Below are 15,139 nucleotides of genomic sequence, written 5' to 3'. Positions count from 1 at the left end.
CCATGAGCGAGAACGCACTCACCATCGATGGCGGCTCGGCCGCTGCCCCGGCCCTCCCGGCCGTCACCGGTGCCAGCTTCGGCAATGCCAAGGGCGTGGATGCGCTCAAGGCGCGCTTCGCCGGCTTCATCAAGCAGCCGGCCGTGGCCAAGAGCCTGCCGCTGCTCGGCCTGCTCGGCACCGTCGCGGTGGCCGGCGCTGCCTGGCTGGCCCTGCGCGAACCGCCGCAGCGCGACCTGTTCCGCGGCCTGCCCGATGGCGACAAGTCCGCCGTCGCCCAGGTGCTGGACCAGAATGGCATCAAATATGACTTCGACAATGCTGGCGGCATGACCGTTGGCGAAGGCGATTATTTCAAGGCGAAGATGATGCTCGCCGCCCAGGGCCTGCCCAAGAGCGCGCCCGACGGCAACAGCATGATCGACAGCCTGCCGATGGGCGCCAGCCGCGCGGTCGAGAATGAGAAGCTGCGCGGCGCCCGCGAGACCGATCTCGCCCGCACGATCGAGGCGATCGACAGCGTCGAAAGCGCCAAGGTTCATCTCGCGGTCGAAGCGCCCAGCGTCTTCCTGCGCGAACGCACCAAGCCGTCTGCCTCAGTGATGCTGCGTCTGTCGCAGGGCCGCACGCTCACCGATGCGCAGGTCAGCGCCATCGTCCATCTCGTCGCCTCGTCGATCCCGGAACTGAACCCGGAAGATATTTCGGTCGTCGACCAGAATGGCCGCCTGCTCAGCAATAATGACGGCAATGCCGCCGACGATCGCCAGCTCGCCATCCAGACCCGGATCGAGGATCGCTATCGCCAGTCGGTCGTCGCGCTGCTGACCCCGATCCTGGGCGACGGCAAATTCTCGGCCGAGGTCCATGCCGAACTGAATTTCGCCGAACGCCAGGCGACCCGCGAAAGCTTCCCCCAGGACGAGGCGCGCCTGCGTGCCGAGCAGGGTAGCTGGTCGTCGGACGAGCGGGGCCAGAAGGCTGGCGAGGCTTCGGGCATCCCCGGCGCGCTCAGCAACCAGGCGCCGGTCAACCCGACCGTGACCCAGACCAACCCGAACGGCCAGGCCGTGACGCAGGGCCAGACGGCCGAACAGCAGCAGCCGGCCACGCCGGGCCTGCCGCCGATGAAGACCGAGGAAACCTTCAACCGCAGCTTCGAGCTGGGCCGTGAAGTGTCGGTCACCAAGGATGCGGTCGGCACGGTCAAGCGCCTGTCGGTCGCCGTGGCGCTCGACACCGGCGCCGACGGCAAGCCGCGCTCCGCCCAGGAAATCGCCGCGCTGGAAGCGCTGGTGAAGGGTGCCGTCGGCTTCGATCAGGCCCGTGGCGACGTCGTCGCCCTGTCGGCCCGCAGCTTCGCCAAGGCCGAAGAGGTCAAGGCCCCCTGGTATGAGGCCGACTGGATGTCGCCGCTGATCCGCAATGTCTCGGCCCTGCTGGTCGCGCTGCTGGTGATCTTCGGCATCGGTCGCCCGCTGCTCAAGCGCCGCGCCGCCGCCCAGGAAGCGAAGGTCGTGGAGACCGCTGAAGCCGGTCAGCGCCTGGGTCGCGAAATCTCGGGCGAACTGACCAAGCAGGCGACCGAAAATCCCGATCCCAGCCGTCCGGTGACGCTCGACATGATCTCGTCCACCTATGACTATGCCCAGCGCGCCGACCTGATCCGCAATTTCGTGAAGCAGGATCCCGATCGCGCCGCCCTGGTGGTCCGCGACCTTCTGAAGGAAGGGAAGAAGGAAAATGCCTGAGATCGTCCCCGGCCGTCCCGAGGCGCTCAAGGGCAGCGCCGCCGCCGCCGTCCTGCTGATGCTGTTCGATGAGGATGAGGCCGCCCAGATCCTGTCGCGCCTGGAGCCCGAAGAAGTCCGTCAGCTCGGCTACGCCATGTATGACGTGCAGGATGTCGATCCGGAGGAAGTGAACGAGGCGCTCGACCATTTCGTCACCAAGGCCAAGAAGCGCACCACCATCGGCTATGGCGCGACCCGCCATATCCGCGGCGCGATGACCAAGGCGCTGGGCGAGGAACGGGCCGAAACCATCTTGGCCCGCATCACCCCGCCGACCCGCTCCACCCAGCTGGAAATGCTGAAGTGGATGGACGCCAAGGAAATCGCCGTCCTGATCGAGATGGAGCATCCGCAGATCATGGCGATCGTGCTGGCGCATCTGGAAGCGCCGGTTGCCGCCGACGTGCTGCAACTGCTGCCGACCGAATATCAGGAAGAGATCGTCTATCGCATCGCCACGCTCGGCCCGGTGTCGAACGAGGCGCTGGACGATCTGGAGCAGTTGCTGCTGCGCGGTCCGGTGAACAAGCAGGGTGCGGCGTCGCAGCGCGGCGGCACGGTCGAAGCGGCTGCGATCATGAACAATGTCCGCAAGGACAATGAGCAGCGGATCATGAAGGCCGTCGCCAAGCGCGACAAGATGATCGCCCAGACCATCGAAGAGGAAATGTTCGTCTTCGATAATCTGATCGACATGGATGACAAGAATCTGGGCACGCTGATGCGCACCGTCGACAGCCAGGTGCTGGTCGTGGCGCTCAAGGGCGCGAACGACATGCTCAAGGCGAAGATCTTCAGCTGCATGTCGGCCCGCGCCGCGCAGGCGATCGCCGACGAAATCGAGGAACGCGGCCCGATCCGCCTGGCCGAAGTCATCGACGCGCAGAAGCTGATCATCGCCACCGCCCGGCGCATGGCGGATGCCGGCACCATCATGCTGGGTGGCAAGGGGAACGACTTTGTCTAAGATCTGGGCCGCCGAAGCCAGCCACGACGTATCGAGCGTGCCGATGATCGGCGTTGGCCAGGTGGCCAGCAACGGCTTCCGCAGCCTCTATTCGGCGCTGCCCGGCGACGTCGTCGCGGCGCCCGCCCGCGCGCCGATCCATGCCGAACCGGAAACCGATCCGATCGACGAAGCCCATATGGCGGGCTTCTCGCAGGGGTTCGAGGAAGGCTATCGCGCCGCCGGTGAGGATCAGGCGAACGAGATCGAGGCGCGCAACCGCCTGACCGCCGCGCTTGAAATGCTGGCGCCGGCACCCAGCGGCAGCCTGTCGACCATGTTGTCGGCCACGGTCGTCCGCCTGGTCGAACAGATTGTCGGCGAAGTGCAGATCGATCTCGACCGGCTGACCCAGCGCTGCGAAGCGGTCGCCGCCTTCATCGATGACAGCAGCGACAAGAGCGCGCTGCATCTGCATCCTGACGACGTAGCCCTGCTCGAAGGCGAGCAGATCGGCGTGCCGCTGGTGTCGGACAAGAGCATGCAGCGCGGCTGCGTGCGCCTCGAAACCGCCGATGGCTGGGTCGAGGATGGCCCGGACGTTCGTCTGGCGCGCCTGCGTGCCCTGATGGATGACATGGAGGGTAAGGCATGATCCGCGCCGAGCTGGCGCAGGCCGAAACCCTGTTCGAGCATCTTCAGGTCCAGAATCGCCAGCCGCGCCATGTCGGCCGTCTGGTCAGCCATGATGCCGGCATGCTGGAAGTCACCGGCTTCCGCCGTCCGATCGGTTCGGGCGCCCGCGTCCTTGCCAGCGACGGGTCGGTCTGCCGCGCCGAAGTCGTTGGCTTTCGTGGTGAGCGCACTTTGTTGGTGCCGCTCGATGCCGACGCGCCGCTGGAAAACGGCATTCGTGTCGAACCCGACAGCCAGGCCAATATGGTGCAGGTGGGTGAGGGGCTGATCGGCCGCGTCATCGACGCCATGGGCCAGCCGCTCGACCGCAAGGGGCCGATCATCGCCGGCGGCGTCTGGCCGCTCAACGGGGTGAAGGGCAATGTCCTCGATCGCGGCCGCGTGACCGAGCCGTTCGACCTTGGCGTGCGCGCCGTCAACGCGCTGCTGACCGCCGGTCGCGGCCAGCGTATCGCCATCATCGCCGGTTCGGGCGTCGGCAAGTCGGTGCTGATGGGCCAGATGATCGCCGGCGCGGAAGCCGATATCGTCGTCACCGGCCTGATCGGCGAACGTGGCCGCGAGGTCAGCGACTTCCTCGAAACCAAGCTCAAGCACGCGATGCACAAGAGCATCGTGGTGGCCGTGCCGGCCGACCATCCGCCGGTGCTGCGCCTGCGCGCGGCCGCCCGCGCTACCGCCATCGCCGAATATTTCCGCGCCCGCGGCAAGAAGGTGCTGCTGCTGATCGACAGCCTGACCCGCTGCGCCCATGCCCAGCGCGAGATCGGCCTGGCGCTTGGCGAACCACCGGCGATGAAGGGCTATCCACCCTCGGCGCTGGCGCTGATCCCGCGTCTGGTCGAACGGGCCGGCGTCGATGCCCGCACCGGCGGCTCGATCACCGCGCTCTACACCGTTCTCGCTGATGGCGACGACACCGACGATCCAATCGTCGACGCTGCCCGCGCGATTGTCGACGGGCATTTCGTGCTGTCGCGCAGCCTGTCGGAACAGGCGATCTTCCCGGCGATCGACATCGGCAAGTCCCTGTCGCGCGTTATGGCCGACGTCGTGCCCGACGAGCATCGCCAGGCCGCTGCCGCCTATCGCCGTCTCTGGGCTGCCTATGAGGAAAATCGCGACCTCATCCTGATGGGCGCCTATCGCCCCGGCAATGATCCGGTGATCGACGAGGCGGTGCAGCGTCGCCAGGAAATCCTGAATTTCATCCGCCAGGACCAGAAGAGCCGGATCGACCTTGATACCAGCGCCAACGCGCTGATCGCGGAGTTCGGCGCGTGAAGGGGCTGGTGTCCCGCCGTCATCGCGTGCTGCGCGTGCGCCATGTCCAGCATGCCATGGCCATGGCCGAGACCGCGCGCGCCCGTGACGAGGCGGAGGGGATTGCCACCAACCTCGAACGTCTGCGTCGGGTGCGGGGCGAGCTGTTCGGCGTTCAGGGCGGCGCTACCGGTGCCTCCTTCGCCTCGATGCAGGAACTGGCCAGCCGTCTGGAGCAGGCCGGTCGCCAGCTTGACGGCGCGCTCTACGACGCCCGCCGCAAGGTGGAGGCGAAGGAAGGGCTCAGCATCGCGGCCAACCGCGAGAAGGAAATTGCTGCGCGCCTGAAGGATCGGGCCCGCGTCGCGCTGGAAGAATGGCGCGAGAACAAGCTTGCCGCGTTGCCGCGCTATCGCCGCATGCAGCGCACGGGGGACAATTGACATGACCATGCTCGCCAGCCTCAAATCGCTGCTCTTCTCCTCGACACCGCTGGCCGGTGCGACGACGGCCGCTGCTTCGGCCGTGGCCGAGGGTGCGGCCGACTTCGCCGCGCTGCTGAGCGATGTCGATGGCGCGCCGCAGCCGGCTGCGCCTGCCACGACCGTGGGTGCGGCCGCCCTGCCGGCGGAAGCGACGATCGAGGGCGATGCGCCGGTCGTGATGCCCGAAGCAATCGAGGCGCCGGCTCTGCCGGATACCGCCGAATTCCTGACCCAGCGGGCCATGCCGGTCCAGCCGGTCGCAGAACCGGCGTTGCCGATCATTGAGGCCGCATTGCCGGTCGCCGAGCCGGTCCTGCCCGTCGCTGCGCCGGTCCAGGATCAGGCGGCCATCGCGCCCGTATCGGCCGAGCCCGCGCCGATCGTCCTGCCCGAAGGCGAGGCTGACGCTGAAGCCCTGCCGCTGCCCTTGCCGACCCCGGCGCCGGTGGTCGCGCCTGCGCCTGCCGATATCCGCACTCCGGCGCCGGTTCCGACTGCCGATATGGCCGCGCCGCTGCCGGTGGAAGCCGAAGGCCCGATCGCGCTCGCCCTTGCCGACGCGCCGATCAAGACCGTGCCGACGCACGCGCCGCAGCCTCTGCCGGCTGCGATGGTCGCGCCCGAGGCCGACGACATCGCCGATGGTGACAGCGAAGCTGACATAGTGACGGCCGATGCGCCCGTCGACAGCGATGCGCCAGTTGTCGCCGATCCGATTGCCCATTCCTTGCCTGCTGCACTCCCCCCCTTGCCGCAGGCGCCGATCGATGCCCCCGCATCTTCGGCTCCATCCGCGCCGACCCGGGAGATGCCTTTGAGCGTGTCTCCTTCGCTGTCACCTTCATTGTCCCAAACCCAGGCCCCTTCGAAACCGGCCGTGGGACAGGAAGCGGTGATGGCCCCGGTGGTCGGCGCGGATGGGCAGGATGACCAGATCGTTGCAACGCCCGTTGCGGCGCCTGCAACGACGCCTGAAATGATGCCCGAACTGGTCGCTGCGATGATCCCGGCCCAGCCTGCGCCAGCCGTCAACGCGGCCCCGAATGTCGTGCAGGCCCCGGTCCAGGCCGCCCCACAGCCCGTGATGGCACCGCGCCCGGTCGAGCAGGTCATGCCCGCCGTCGCTGCGGCGCCGGAGGTCAACCCTGACATGCCGGCCGAAATGGTCGTGGCGGCCGTCAAACCGACCGAGAAGACCGCGCCTGCGGCTGTAACCAGCAGCCCGGAAGAGGCCGATGTCGAGATCGCATCCGCCGGCACCGACGTCCCGGCCGCGCCCGTGGCCGCCAAGCCGGCCAAGGCGGAGGCCCTGTCGCTGCTGCAACTGGTGCGCGACCATATGAACCGCCGGGGGATGCCGGTGCGCGACAGCGCCGATGCGGCAGCGCCGGTCAGCGATCGCACGCCGGACAAGGCGACCACGGCCGTCGATCCGCTGGTCGCCGCCACCCCGGCCGCGCCCCATCGTGGTGCAGACATGTCCATGCCACAGGCCGCAGCCCCTCAGACCCCTTCGGTTACCCCGGCGGCGATGCCGACGGTCGACCTGTCGGCCAGCCTTGGCCAGCAGGTGGTCGATATGGGCGTGTCGGGACAGTGGATTGACGGGCTGGCCCGCGACATTGCTGGCCTGTCGGCCAATGGCGCGCAGGGCCGGTTCCAGATCAACGCCGACCAGCTTGGCCCGATCCAGGTCGATATCCGCCAGGATGGCGATGGCGCGGCGGTCAGCCTGACCGTTGCCAGCGAGGCGGCGGAAATGGCGCTGCGCCAGGATAGCGACCGGCTGAAGCTGGACGCGGGCCTTGCCGCCGTGCGCATCCATGAGGTGAAGATCGAGCGCGCGCCGCATGTCGCCGAAGCGGCCAAGGCCGATGCCAATGGCCAGACCGGCAGCCAGTCGAACGGCCAGCAGGGCAATGCCTCTCAACAGCAGGGCGCCTGGCAAGGTGCCGGCCAGATGGCGGGCCAGTCGATGGGCCAATCCTCGTCGCAGGGCCGCTGGCAGGGCCGTGAAAATAATGGCCTTGGCCATAAAGCCGGGAGCGATCCGGCCGTTCTTAACCATGGTGACACCGGCGATAGCGCCGGTGACGTCCGCCGCGCGCGCTACGCCTGACGGCCGGGACGGGATATTCCAGGGGACGTGAACGATGAGCGATGAACCCAAGGCGAAGAAGAAGAAGAAGGGTGGGGGGATGAAGCTCATCCTGCTGGTCGCCGTCGCCATGGTGGTGGGCGGTGCCGGCGCCGCGGGCGGCCTGTATGCCGCCGGCTTCTTCAGCCCCAAGGCTGAGGGCCCCAAGGAAGATCCCAACAAGCCCGTGCTCGTCCTGGCGGGCGAGGATGCGCAGGCTGTCGCCACCGCCCATGGCTGGGCCGGTGAAGGCGGTGGTGGTGGCGAAGGCGGCGGCCATGCGAGCGCCGGTGGCGAGGGGCATGCCCCGTCGGCCGCCCATGCGCCGGGCAAGGGCATCGACCTGCCCGCGCCGGCCAATCCGACCGCCTATCAGGCCACCTATTTCCAGCTCCAGGCGCCCTTCACGTCGAACATGACGGACACCGACGCCTTCGCCCAGATCACCGTCGCGGTGTCGACCTATTATGACTATCGCGTGATCGCCGCGATCAAGATGCACGAGATGGCGATTCGCAGTCAGGTGCTGATGATGCTCGCCGAACAGCCCGAGGAGCAGCTGGTCACGCCCGACGGCAAGCGCATGCTGCAAGGAAAAATCCGGGGCATCATCAACGATGTACTCAAGCAGAAGACCGGCTATGGCGGTGTCGATAACGTTTATTTTACCAATTTCGTTATTCAATAGCGCTGCCTGAACGCTGGGAAGTCCCCTGGCCGAGGGCAGGGGACAGACATGAATCACGTTCAATCCTTCGCCTTCGGGCGGGGAGACGCGCAAGCTCCGGTAATGCTGTCGGGCCTCGACCGGCTGGGTGAAAAGCTCGGCCGGCGTATCCGTGCGCTGATCGAACCCATTTCCGGCATCCGCCCGCATGTCGCGGCAGAGGATGCGCGGGTCTTGGAGTTTGGCGCCTGGTCGGCCGGCGCTCCCAATTTCTGCAGCCTGTCCATCTATCGCCTGCTGCCCCTGAAGGGCCAGATGCTGCTGTGCATGGACGCCACCATGATCTCGACCCTGGTCGACTGCTTCTATGGCGGCCTTGGCAACCGGGCGCTGCCCGCGCGCGGCGAATTTACCCCGACCGAAGACCGGCTGATCGCCCGCCTGTCGGAAACCATCATGGCCCGCATGGTCGAATGCTGGTCCGAAGTCCTGCCGCTGGAACCCGGCCTGCTGCTGCGTGAAACCGGCATCGGCTTTGCCGCCGCTGCCCAGCCCGCCGACCAGATGGTGGTGCAGCGCTTCCGCGTCGGGCTGGACCGGGATCGCGAATGGTCGATCGACATGGTCTTCCCGCTGGCGGCGCTGCGCGGCGTCGAGGCCCTGATGGGCAGCAAGGTCGCAAGCGACGACGAGCATGTTGATCCGGTATGGCAGGCCCGTGTGGCGCGCCGCATGCGCGACATCCGCCTGCCGGCCCGCACCGTGCTGGCCCGCCCCAATCTCTCGCTGGCGGAGCTGATGCAGCTCAAGGCCGGCGACATCATACCCGTGACGATCGGCCGCAGTCTGCCGCTGATCGTCGGCGACAGGATCGTCGCGCACGGCACGATCGGCGAACAGGATGGTCGTGCCGCCTTCCAGATTGAAAAGATTGCACAGGGACCGGAACAATGAGTGATATGAGCGACGCCCCGATGATGGATCCCCGTGGGGAAGACAGCGCCAGCCGCATGGCGGCCAACCGCCAGTTCAAGCTGCTGGCCGATATTCCGGTGCGCATGTCGGTGGAGGTCGGATCGACCTCGCTGCGCCTGGCAGAAGTGATGGACCTGGCCGAAGGCAGCATCGTGGAACTGGATCGCCAGGCCGACGAACTGCTCGACATCATGGTCAATGGCGCGCTGATCGCGAAGGGCGAGGTCGTGACGGTGAACGGCCGCTATGGCATCCGCATCGTCGATATCGCCGCCACCGAAACCCGCATGGCCGGGGTCGAACGGCGCGGCTGATCGCAGGGCCGTGCTTTTGCGCTTGCCTTGCGGCCCATTCTTGCGGATCGGATGACGCATTAACCTAAACGCGGGGCGCGTGCATGTTCTGGTATTTCGTCAAATTGCTGATCCTGCTGCCGCTTGTGGGCGGCATGGCCTTTGGTGCCTTGTGGCTGTGGCGCAAATATCAGCCCGGCATGATGGTCGGCCAGAATGACCGGTCGCTGAAGCTGCTGGAAGCGCTGCCGATGGGCACGTTCGGCAAGCTGGCCGTGGTCGAGTTCGAGGGCAAGAAGATCCTGCTGTCGGTCACCCGTGGCCGGATCGAGAAGATCGCGGAAGGCGACCCCTATCGTGCGCGCTAGTCACTGGCTGGTCGGCGGCATCCTGCTGACCGCCGGGCTGATGCTGGTCGATCCTGCGCTGGCGCAGGCGGTGCCGGCCGCGCCGGCGCCGGTCGACAATGGCGGCGCGCTGACCCGCGCGATGGGTCAGATTTCGGGCGACGGCCGCTCGCTGTCGCTGTCGCTGCAGATCCTCGTCCTCATGAGCCTGCTGTCGGTCCTGCCGTCGCTGATCCTCATGATGACCAGCTTCACTCGGATCATCATCGTCCTCTCGCTGCTGCGCCAGGCGCTGGGCCTGCAACAGACGCCGCCCAACCAGGTGCTGGTGGGGCTTGCCCTGTTCCTGTCGCTGTTCGTGATGCGACCGGTGATCGACCAGATCAACGGCCAGGCCTATGATCCCTATGGCAAGGGCCAGATATCGATCGAGGAAGCGGTCGGCCGTTCGGGCAAGGTGCTGCACGGCTTCATGGCCAAGCAGACGCGCGAGAGCGACCTCAAGCTGTTCGCCAACATGGCCGAGGCCCCGGCCTTCCGCACGCCCGACGACATCCCCTTCACGATCCTGCTGCCGGCCTTCGTCACCAGCGAGTTGAAGACCGCGTTCCAGATCGGCTTCATGATCTTCCTGCCCTTCCTCATCATCGATCTGGTCGTCGCATCGACCCTGATGGCGCTGGGCATGATGATGCTGTCGCCCACGATCATCTCCATGCCCTTCAAGCTGTTGCTATTCGTGCTGGTCGATGGCTGGGCGCTGACGATGGGGTCGCTCGCCGGCTCCTTCGCGACATAGGAGGGCGGCAATGGAGAATGCGGATTTCTTCATGGGCCTGGCACAGCATGCGCTGTGGATCACGGCGCTGGCGACGGCGCCGATCCTGATTCCGGCGCTGGTCGCGGGCGTGCTGATCGGCATGGTCCAGGCCGCAACGTCGATCAACGAACAGACGCTCAGCTTCATTCCCAAGATTCTGGTCGTGGGTGCGATGCTGACCCTGTTCGGCGGATCGATCATGGTGCTGATCGCTGACTTCACGCGCGAGATATTCGAGCGGATACCGGACCTGCTGCAATGATCGCACCCGGCTTCGCAGGCGTCGAGACGCAATTGTGGATCTGGCTGATCGCCATGATCCGCCCTGGTGCGGCCTTTCTGGCCGCGCCCGTCTTCGGTGCGCCCGCGATGCCGCTTCAGTTGCGCCTGATCCTCTCGCTCGCGCTTGGCATGGCCGCCCTCAACAGCGTCACCATCCAGTTGCCGCATGACGGCGTCGCCAGTTTCGAAGGCGTAATGCTGGTCGCCGGCGAAGTGCTGACGGGCCTTGCCATGGGTTTTGCCGTGCAGATCGGCTATTCCGCCGCCTTCGTCGCGGGTGAGGCGATTGCCAACACCATGGGGCTGGGCTTTGCCGCGATGGTCGATCCGGGATCGGGGCAGGGGACGCAGGCGGTCGGCCAGTTCCTGTCGATCCTCTCGACCTTCCTGCTGCTGGCGATGGACGGCCATCTGCTGCTCGTCAGCTTCGTGGTGCAGAGCTACAAGGCGCTGCCGCCGGGCGCGGCGATGCTCAGCAATGATGCGGTCTGGCACATGATCCAGTTTGGCGGCTCGCTGCTGGGTGCCGGGGTGACGATCGCGCTGCCGGTCGGCTTCGCGCTGGTGCTGGTGCAGATCGTCATGGGCATGCTGGCGCGCACCGCGCCCGCGCTCAACCTGTTCGCCGTCGGCATGCCGATGGCGGTGATGGCGGGGCTGGTGCTGCTGGCGATGGCGGTGCCGGTGATGGGCGAGGGGATCACCATCGCGCTCAAGTCGGGGCTGGAACAGGCCCGCGCCATCTCGGAAGGACGCTGAGCCATGGCGGGCGGGTCCGAGGGCGGCGAAAAGACCGAAAAACCGACACAGAAGAAATTGCAGGATGCCGCCAAGGAAGGCGACATCCTCCAGTCCCGCGAACTGGGGACGGCCCTGGTGGTGATGGCCGGCATCGGCTGGCTGGCGGTTGCCGGGCCGGGCCTGATCGACGCGCTGTCGGGCATGCTGACCCGCGCACTGCGCTTCGGGCGCGAGGATATCGTGAACTTCTCGCCGGTGACGCGTGGCACCGACCTGCTGGCGGACATCGCGCTGCCGGTGGGCGGCGTATTGCTCGCGACCTTCTTTGCCGCGATCGCGGCGCCGGCGCTGCTCGGTTCGCTGGGCTTTCGTCCCGGCGCCTTCGCGCCCAAGGCGTCGAAGATGAACCCGGCTTCTGGCCTCAAGCGCATGTTCGGCGCACAGGGGCTGATCGAACTGGTCAAGTCGATCGCCAAGGTGGGGCTGCTGGGCGCGGTCGGCTTCTGGATGATCTGGGACCGGCTGACCGCGATCATCGGCCTGGGCAAGGCGGGGGTCGGCAATGCGATCAGCGACCTTGGCAACATGTTCATCCTGGTTTGCCTGGTGATGGCGGGCGGGCTGTTCGTGATCGCCGGCATCGACGTGCCCATGCAGATTTTCCAGCGCGGCAAGCGGCTGGGCATGAGCAAGCAGGACATCAAGGACGAGCATAAGGAAAGCGAAGGCTCGCCCGAACTCAAGGGCCAGATCCGCCGGCGCCAGTTCGAGGTGCTGAACGGATCGACCCGCCAGGCGGTGGCAGAGGCCAGCGTCATCATCACCAACCCGACCCATTTCGCGGTGGCGCTGCGCTATCGACCCGGCGTGGATGCCGCGCCGGTCGTGGTCGCGCGCGGCTGTGACGCGATCGCGGCCTCGATCCGTGAACTGGCCGAGGATCATGGCGTGTCGGTGCTGCAATATCCCGAACTGGCGCGCGCGATCTACTTCACCTCGCGCGCTGGCGAAATCGTCAATGAAGGCCTCTACATGGCGGTGGCGACGGTGCTGGCCTTCGTCTTCCGGGTCGAGAACAAGATGGCGACGGAAATGGACCGTCCATTCATTACCGTACCCGAAGATCTGCGTTTCGATCCGGATGGAAAGAAATTGTAGAGAATTTGCTGATACTTGGCAGTTGATCGAAGAAATAGGGCGATGGTGAATTAAGGTTTAGCCACGCTTGTCCGTATTCTGTTTACGGGGACGCATTAGGATGGTGCGTCATGAACGAGTATTTTTCGCGTAGCGAGATTTCGCCAGTGGATCGGAGCGTCGTTCGCGCGCCGGTGCCGGCTGCGGCCGTTCAGCCGGTTTCAGCGACGGAATCTGCGACCGAGCAGGGCAACATGTCTGCCAGCGATGCGCGCAGGCAGGAGAGTTTTGCAGTCGATATCGTTGCGGTCGACGAAGATGCCGCCGGCGCCGCCGAATATGCGCGCATCCATGCCCGGATCGCCGATATCCTGGCCGATATGCGCGCCGGGCAGGGGGATGTGTCGGTCGATGGCGCATCGGCGGCGGTCCAGGCGATGATGCCGCAGCCCTTCATCTACATTCCGCTGCCGCCCGCCACCCGCGAGGCGGTGGAGCAGGCCGCCGACCTGGCCAAGCGGATCGCCCAGCAGGCCAGCTATGCCTATGCGGCCCAGGCGCATGTCGCGCGCGGGACCGTCGACCAGATCCTGTCCGCATCGGCGATCTGATCGCGGCCATGCCCGCTTTTTTGCGGGCTTTGCCATCAGCTTGAAAATCATTCCTAAACATCTTCGCGCTACGGCCGTTCTCTCATTTGAAAGGACGGCCCATGGCAACGACGACGACATCGGTAGGGAGCAGCATCCTGTCGGCGCTGGGTGCCAATTCGGGCATCGACACGAGCGCGCTCGTCACCAGCCTGGTCAGCGCGACCCGTGACCCGCGCCAGTCCGCGATCACCACCCAGCAGACGACCAACAATGCCCGCATCTCGGCACTGGCGTCGGCCATCAGTTCGCTCGACACCTTCGCTGATGCACTGACCAGCGTCCTGTCGGGTGCCGAATATACCGGCACGCCCAATTCGACCAACACCAACATCGCGTCGGTCAGCCTGCTGAGCGGCGGCACGCCGGCTGGTCTGCCGGCGCAGCTGGTGGTGAAGTCGCTGGCGACCGCCCGCATCTTCGCCTCGGCCGCGACCAGCGGCGCTACCAGCAGCACGGCGGTCGGCACCGGATCGCTCACCATCACGACGGCGGGCGGCAAGACCGCGACGATCACCGTCGATTCGAGCAATAACAGTTTCTCCGGCCTGGCTTCGGCGATCAACGCCGCCGACATCGGCGTGACCGCGAGCGTCGTCACCGATGCACAGGGCACGCGGCTGGTGTTCAAGGGCGAAACCGGCGCGGCCAATGATTTCACCATCACCAGCTCGGCCGACAGCTCGACCAGCGTTCTCGCCGGCCTCAACAGCAGCGCGATGACCTCGACGTCGGACCCGGCCAATGCGAAGATCACGCTCGACGGCACCGACTATGAATATGCCAGCAACACCATCGACGATGCGATCCCCTATCTGCGGATCGAACTGACCGCGGCGGACGTCAACAGCACGGTCAACCTGACCATGACGCAGCCGACCGCGACGATGAAGGATCTGCTGCAGGAATTTGTCGACGCCTATAATACGCTGATGAAGGCGCTGAACACGTCGACCTCGACCGGCACGGATTCGTCGACCGCGGGCGTCCTCAACGGTGTGTCGGCAGTGCGCGACATGAAGTCGCAGCTGTCGAAGATCACATCGACCCAGCTGGCCTCGATCGGCAGCTACAAGACGCTGGCCGATATCGGCATCGCGACCAACCGCGACGGCACGCTGACACTCAACACCGATACGCTGGACAAGGCGCTGGCCGCCGATCCGGCGGGCATCACCAAGATGCTCAATCCCGCCAAGTCGACCGCCGATAATCTGGGCCTGTCGGGCCTGATGGACAGCGTGCGCGACAATATCGAGCTGGACAACGGCCCGATCAGGGCGGCGCAGGACCGTTATGAGAAGCTGGCCGACAGCCTGACCGAACAGCTCGAAAAGCTGGACGAGGACATGGCCGACTATGAGGCGCGCCTGACTTCCATCTATTCGGCAATGCAGACCAAGCTGTCTGCGCTCAACGCAACCCAAAGCTATCTCCAGCAGCAGATCGATGCCTGGAACAAGAGCGACAGTTAATCGGGGACTTTGAAACATGTTCTATAATCACAGCTTTGCGGGTACGGCAGCGGCACGGCGCTATGCGGCGGTGCATTCGGGCAGCCGGATCGAGGGCGCCACGCCCCACGCGCTGGTCAAGATCCTGTTCGACGAACTGCTGATCGCGCTCGATGCCACGGCGCTGGCCGAACGCAATGGCGACCGGCTGAAGGTGTCCGACAAGCAGGCGCGCGCCATGTCGATTCTGTTCGCGCTGGAAGCGAGCCTCGACTTCGACAAGGGCGGCGACATTGCCACCGGCCTGGCGCGCATCTATCGCGAGGCCCGCCGCCTGCTGCTGGTCAGCGCCAAGGAGCATGATGCCGCGCCGGTCGAGCAGGCCCGCGCCATGGTCGGCGAGATTGCCGATGCCTGGAGCCAGATCGGCCAGCCCTGATCGCTCACGGCGCG

General features: G+C 66.1%; 17 protein-coding genes. All 17 read left to right on the top strand.

Going from position 1 to position 15,139, the window contains the following annotated elements:
* Positions 1 to 2 precede the first annotated feature (2 nt).
* The 17 genes from fliF to A0U87_RS19165 all read left to right on the top strand — a co-directional run bounded on the left by fliF (position 3) and on the right by A0U87_RS19165 (position 15,125).
* Complete coding sequence (gene fliF, locus A0U87_RS19245) at positions 3 to 1,751, top strand: flagellar basal-body MS-ring/collar protein FliF (RefSeq protein ID WP_004208191.1); 1,749 nt, start codon at positions 3 to 5, stop codon at positions 1,749 to 1,751.
* Positions 1,744 to 2,760 (top strand): flagellar motor switch protein FliG, encoded by a 1,017-nt coding sequence (gene fliG, locus A0U87_RS19240; RefSeq protein WP_004208190.1) that lies wholly within the window; start codon positions 1,744 to 1,746, stop codon positions 2,758 to 2,760. Before fliF ends, fliG begins: the two co-directional genes overlap by 8 nt.
* Positions 2,753 to 3,394: a FliH/SctL family protein gene (locus A0U87_RS19235; protein WP_069335732.1), complete on the top strand. Its 642-nt coding sequence runs from the start codon at positions 2,753 to 2,755 to the stop codon at positions 3,392 to 3,394. Before fliG ends, A0U87_RS19235 begins: the two co-directional genes overlap by 8 nt.
* A complete protein-coding gene (locus tag A0U87_RS19230; RefSeq protein ID WP_010338846.1) occupies positions 3,391 to 4,719 on the top strand; it encodes a FliI/YscN family ATPase in 1,329 nt (442 codons plus the stop codon). The genes A0U87_RS19235 and A0U87_RS19230 overlap by 4 nt, the downstream gene beginning before the upstream one ends.
* A complete protein-coding gene (locus A0U87_RS19225) occupies positions 4,716 to 5,141 on the top strand; it encodes a hypothetical protein (protein WP_010338845.1) in 426 nt (141 codons plus the stop codon). The genes A0U87_RS19230 and A0U87_RS19225 overlap by 4 nt, the downstream gene beginning before the upstream one ends.
* A gap of 1 nt (position 5,142) precedes the next feature.
* The gene (locus tag A0U87_RS19220) at positions 5,143 to 7,302 is read left to right on the top strand and encodes a flagellar hook-length control protein FliK (RefSeq protein ID WP_137405884.1); all 2,160 of its coding nucleotides are present in this window, start codon (positions 5,143 to 5,145) and stop codon (positions 7,300 to 7,302) included.
* A gap of 34 nt (positions 7,303 to 7,336) precedes the next feature.
* Positions 7,337 to 8,008, top strand: coding sequence for a flagellar basal body-associated FliL family protein (locus A0U87_RS19215; protein WP_137405883.1), 672 nt, complete (start codon positions 7,337 to 7,339; stop codon positions 8,006 to 8,008).
* 48 nt (positions 8,009 to 8,056) lie between these two features.
* Positions 8,057 to 8,941 carry a FliM/FliN family flagellar motor switch protein gene (locus A0U87_RS19210; protein ID WP_170978428.1) on the top strand — a complete coding sequence of 295 codons (885 nt, stop codon included), beginning with the start codon at positions 8,057 to 8,059 and terminating at the stop codon, positions 8,939 to 8,941.
* Positions 8,938 to 9,276: a flagellar motor switch protein FliN gene (gene fliN, locus A0U87_RS19205; RefSeq protein WP_004208183.1), complete on the top strand. Its 339-nt coding sequence runs from the start codon at positions 8,938 to 8,940 to the stop codon at positions 9,274 to 9,276. The genes A0U87_RS19210 and fliN overlap by 4 nt, the downstream gene beginning before the upstream one ends.
* Before the next feature lie 83 nt (positions 9,277 to 9,359).
* The gene (locus A0U87_RS19200) at positions 9,360 to 9,623 is read left to right on the top strand and encodes a flagellar biosynthetic protein FliO (protein WP_004208182.1); all 264 of its coding nucleotides are present in this window, start codon (positions 9,360 to 9,362) and stop codon (positions 9,621 to 9,623) included.
* Positions 9,624 to 9,663: 40 nt separating this feature from the next.
* Positions 9,664 to 10,401 carry a flagellar type III secretion system pore protein FliP gene (fliP, locus tag A0U87_RS19195; protein WP_169863187.1) on the top strand — a complete coding sequence of 246 codons (738 nt, stop codon included), beginning with the start codon at positions 9,664 to 9,666 and terminating at the stop codon, positions 10,399 to 10,401.
* A 10-nt stretch (positions 10,402 to 10,411) separates the two neighbouring features.
* On the top strand, positions 10,412 to 10,684 hold the full coding sequence (gene fliQ / locus A0U87_RS19190) for a flagellar biosynthesis protein FliQ (protein WP_004208180.1): 273 nt from the start codon (positions 10,412 to 10,414) through the stop codon (positions 10,682 to 10,684).
* Complete coding sequence (fliR, locus tag A0U87_RS19185; RefSeq protein ID WP_004208179.1) at positions 10,681 to 11,463, top strand: flagellar biosynthetic protein FliR; 783 nt, start codon at positions 10,681 to 10,683, stop codon at positions 11,461 to 11,463. The genes fliQ and fliR overlap by 4 nt, the downstream gene beginning before the upstream one ends.
* Before the next feature lie 3 nt (positions 11,464 to 11,466).
* Positions 11,467 to 12,603, top strand: a complete 1,137-nt coding sequence (locus tag A0U87_RS19180) for a flagellar type III secretion system protein FlhB (RefSeq protein WP_137405882.1) — start codon at positions 11,467 to 11,469, stop codon at positions 12,601 to 12,603.
* A 110-nt stretch (positions 12,604 to 12,713) separates the two neighbouring features.
* Positions 12,714 to 13,193 carry a hypothetical protein gene (locus A0U87_RS19175; protein ID WP_010338839.1) on the top strand — a complete coding sequence of 160 codons (480 nt, stop codon included), beginning with the start codon at positions 12,714 to 12,716 and terminating at the stop codon, positions 13,191 to 13,193.
* Between the two features lie 101 nt (positions 13,194 to 13,294).
* Complete coding sequence (gene fliD, locus A0U87_RS19170) at positions 13,295 to 14,707, top strand: flagellar filament capping protein FliD (protein ID WP_137405881.1); 1,413 nt, start codon at positions 13,295 to 13,297, stop codon at positions 14,705 to 14,707.
* Positions 14,708 to 14,723: 16 nt separating this feature from the next.
* The gene (locus A0U87_RS19165; protein WP_004208175.1) at positions 14,724 to 15,125 is read left to right on the top strand and encodes a flagellar protein FliS; all 402 of its coding nucleotides are present in this window, start codon (positions 14,724 to 14,726) and stop codon (positions 15,123 to 15,125) included.
* Positions 15,126 to 15,139: the final 14 nt, after the last annotated feature.

The sequence above is a fragment of the Sphingobium sp. MP9-4 genome, assembly GCF_005281675.1.
Classification (GTDB): domain Bacteria; phylum Pseudomonadota; class Alphaproteobacteria; order Sphingomonadales; family Sphingomonadaceae; genus Sphingobium; species Sphingobium yanoikuyae.
This window is presented reverse-complemented; position numbering and strand designations above follow the sequence as displayed.

Coding starts and splice junctions, on each gene's coding strand:
- fliF (WP_004208191.1), top strand. CDS start 3: ATGAGCGAGAACGCACTCACCATCGATGGCGGCTCGGCCGCTGCCCCG.
- fliG (WP_004208190.1), top strand. CDS start 1,744: ATGCCTGAGATCGTCCCCGGCCGTCCCGAGGCGCTCAAGGGCAGCGCC.
- A0U87_RS19230 (WP_010338846.1), top strand. CDS start 3,391: ATGATCCGCGCCGAGCTGGCGCAGGCCGAAACCCTGTTCGAGCATCTT.
- A0U87_RS19220 (WP_137405884.1), top strand. CDS start 5,143: ATGACCATGCTCGCCAGCCTCAAATCGCTGCTCTTCTCCTCGACACCG.
- A0U87_RS19215 (WP_137405883.1), top strand. CDS start 7,337: ATGAGCGATGAACCCAAGGCGAAGAAGAAGAAGAAGGGTGGGGGGATG.
- A0U87_RS19210 (WP_170978428.1), top strand. CDS start 8,057: ATGAATCACGTTCAATCCTTCGCCTTCGGGCGGGGAGACGCGCAAGCT.
- fliN (WP_004208183.1), top strand. CDS start 8,938: ATGAGTGATATGAGCGACGCCCCGATGATGGATCCCCGTGGGGAAGAC.
- A0U87_RS19200 (WP_004208182.1), top strand. CDS start 9,360: ATGTTCTGGTATTTCGTCAAATTGCTGATCCTGCTGCCGCTTGTGGGC.
- fliP (WP_169863187.1), top strand. CDS start 9,664: ATGCTGGTCGATCCTGCGCTGGCGCAGGCGGTGCCGGCCGCGCCGGCG.
- fliQ (WP_004208180.1), top strand. CDS start 10,412: ATGGAGAATGCGGATTTCTTCATGGGCCTGGCACAGCATGCGCTGTGG.
- fliR (WP_004208179.1), top strand. CDS start 10,681: ATGATCGCACCCGGCTTCGCAGGCGTCGAGACGCAATTGTGGATCTGG.
- A0U87_RS19180 (WP_137405882.1), top strand. CDS start 11,467: ATGGCGGGCGGGTCCGAGGGCGGCGAAAAGACCGAAAAACCGACACAG.
- A0U87_RS19175 (WP_010338839.1), top strand. CDS start 12,714: ATGAACGAGTATTTTTCGCGTAGCGAGATTTCGCCAGTGGATCGGAGC.
- fliD (WP_137405881.1), top strand. CDS start 13,295: ATGGCAACGACGACGACATCGGTAGGGAGCAGCATCCTGTCGGCGCTG.
- A0U87_RS19165 (WP_004208175.1), top strand. CDS start 14,724: ATGTTCTATAATCACAGCTTTGCGGGTACGGCAGCGGCACGGCGCTAT.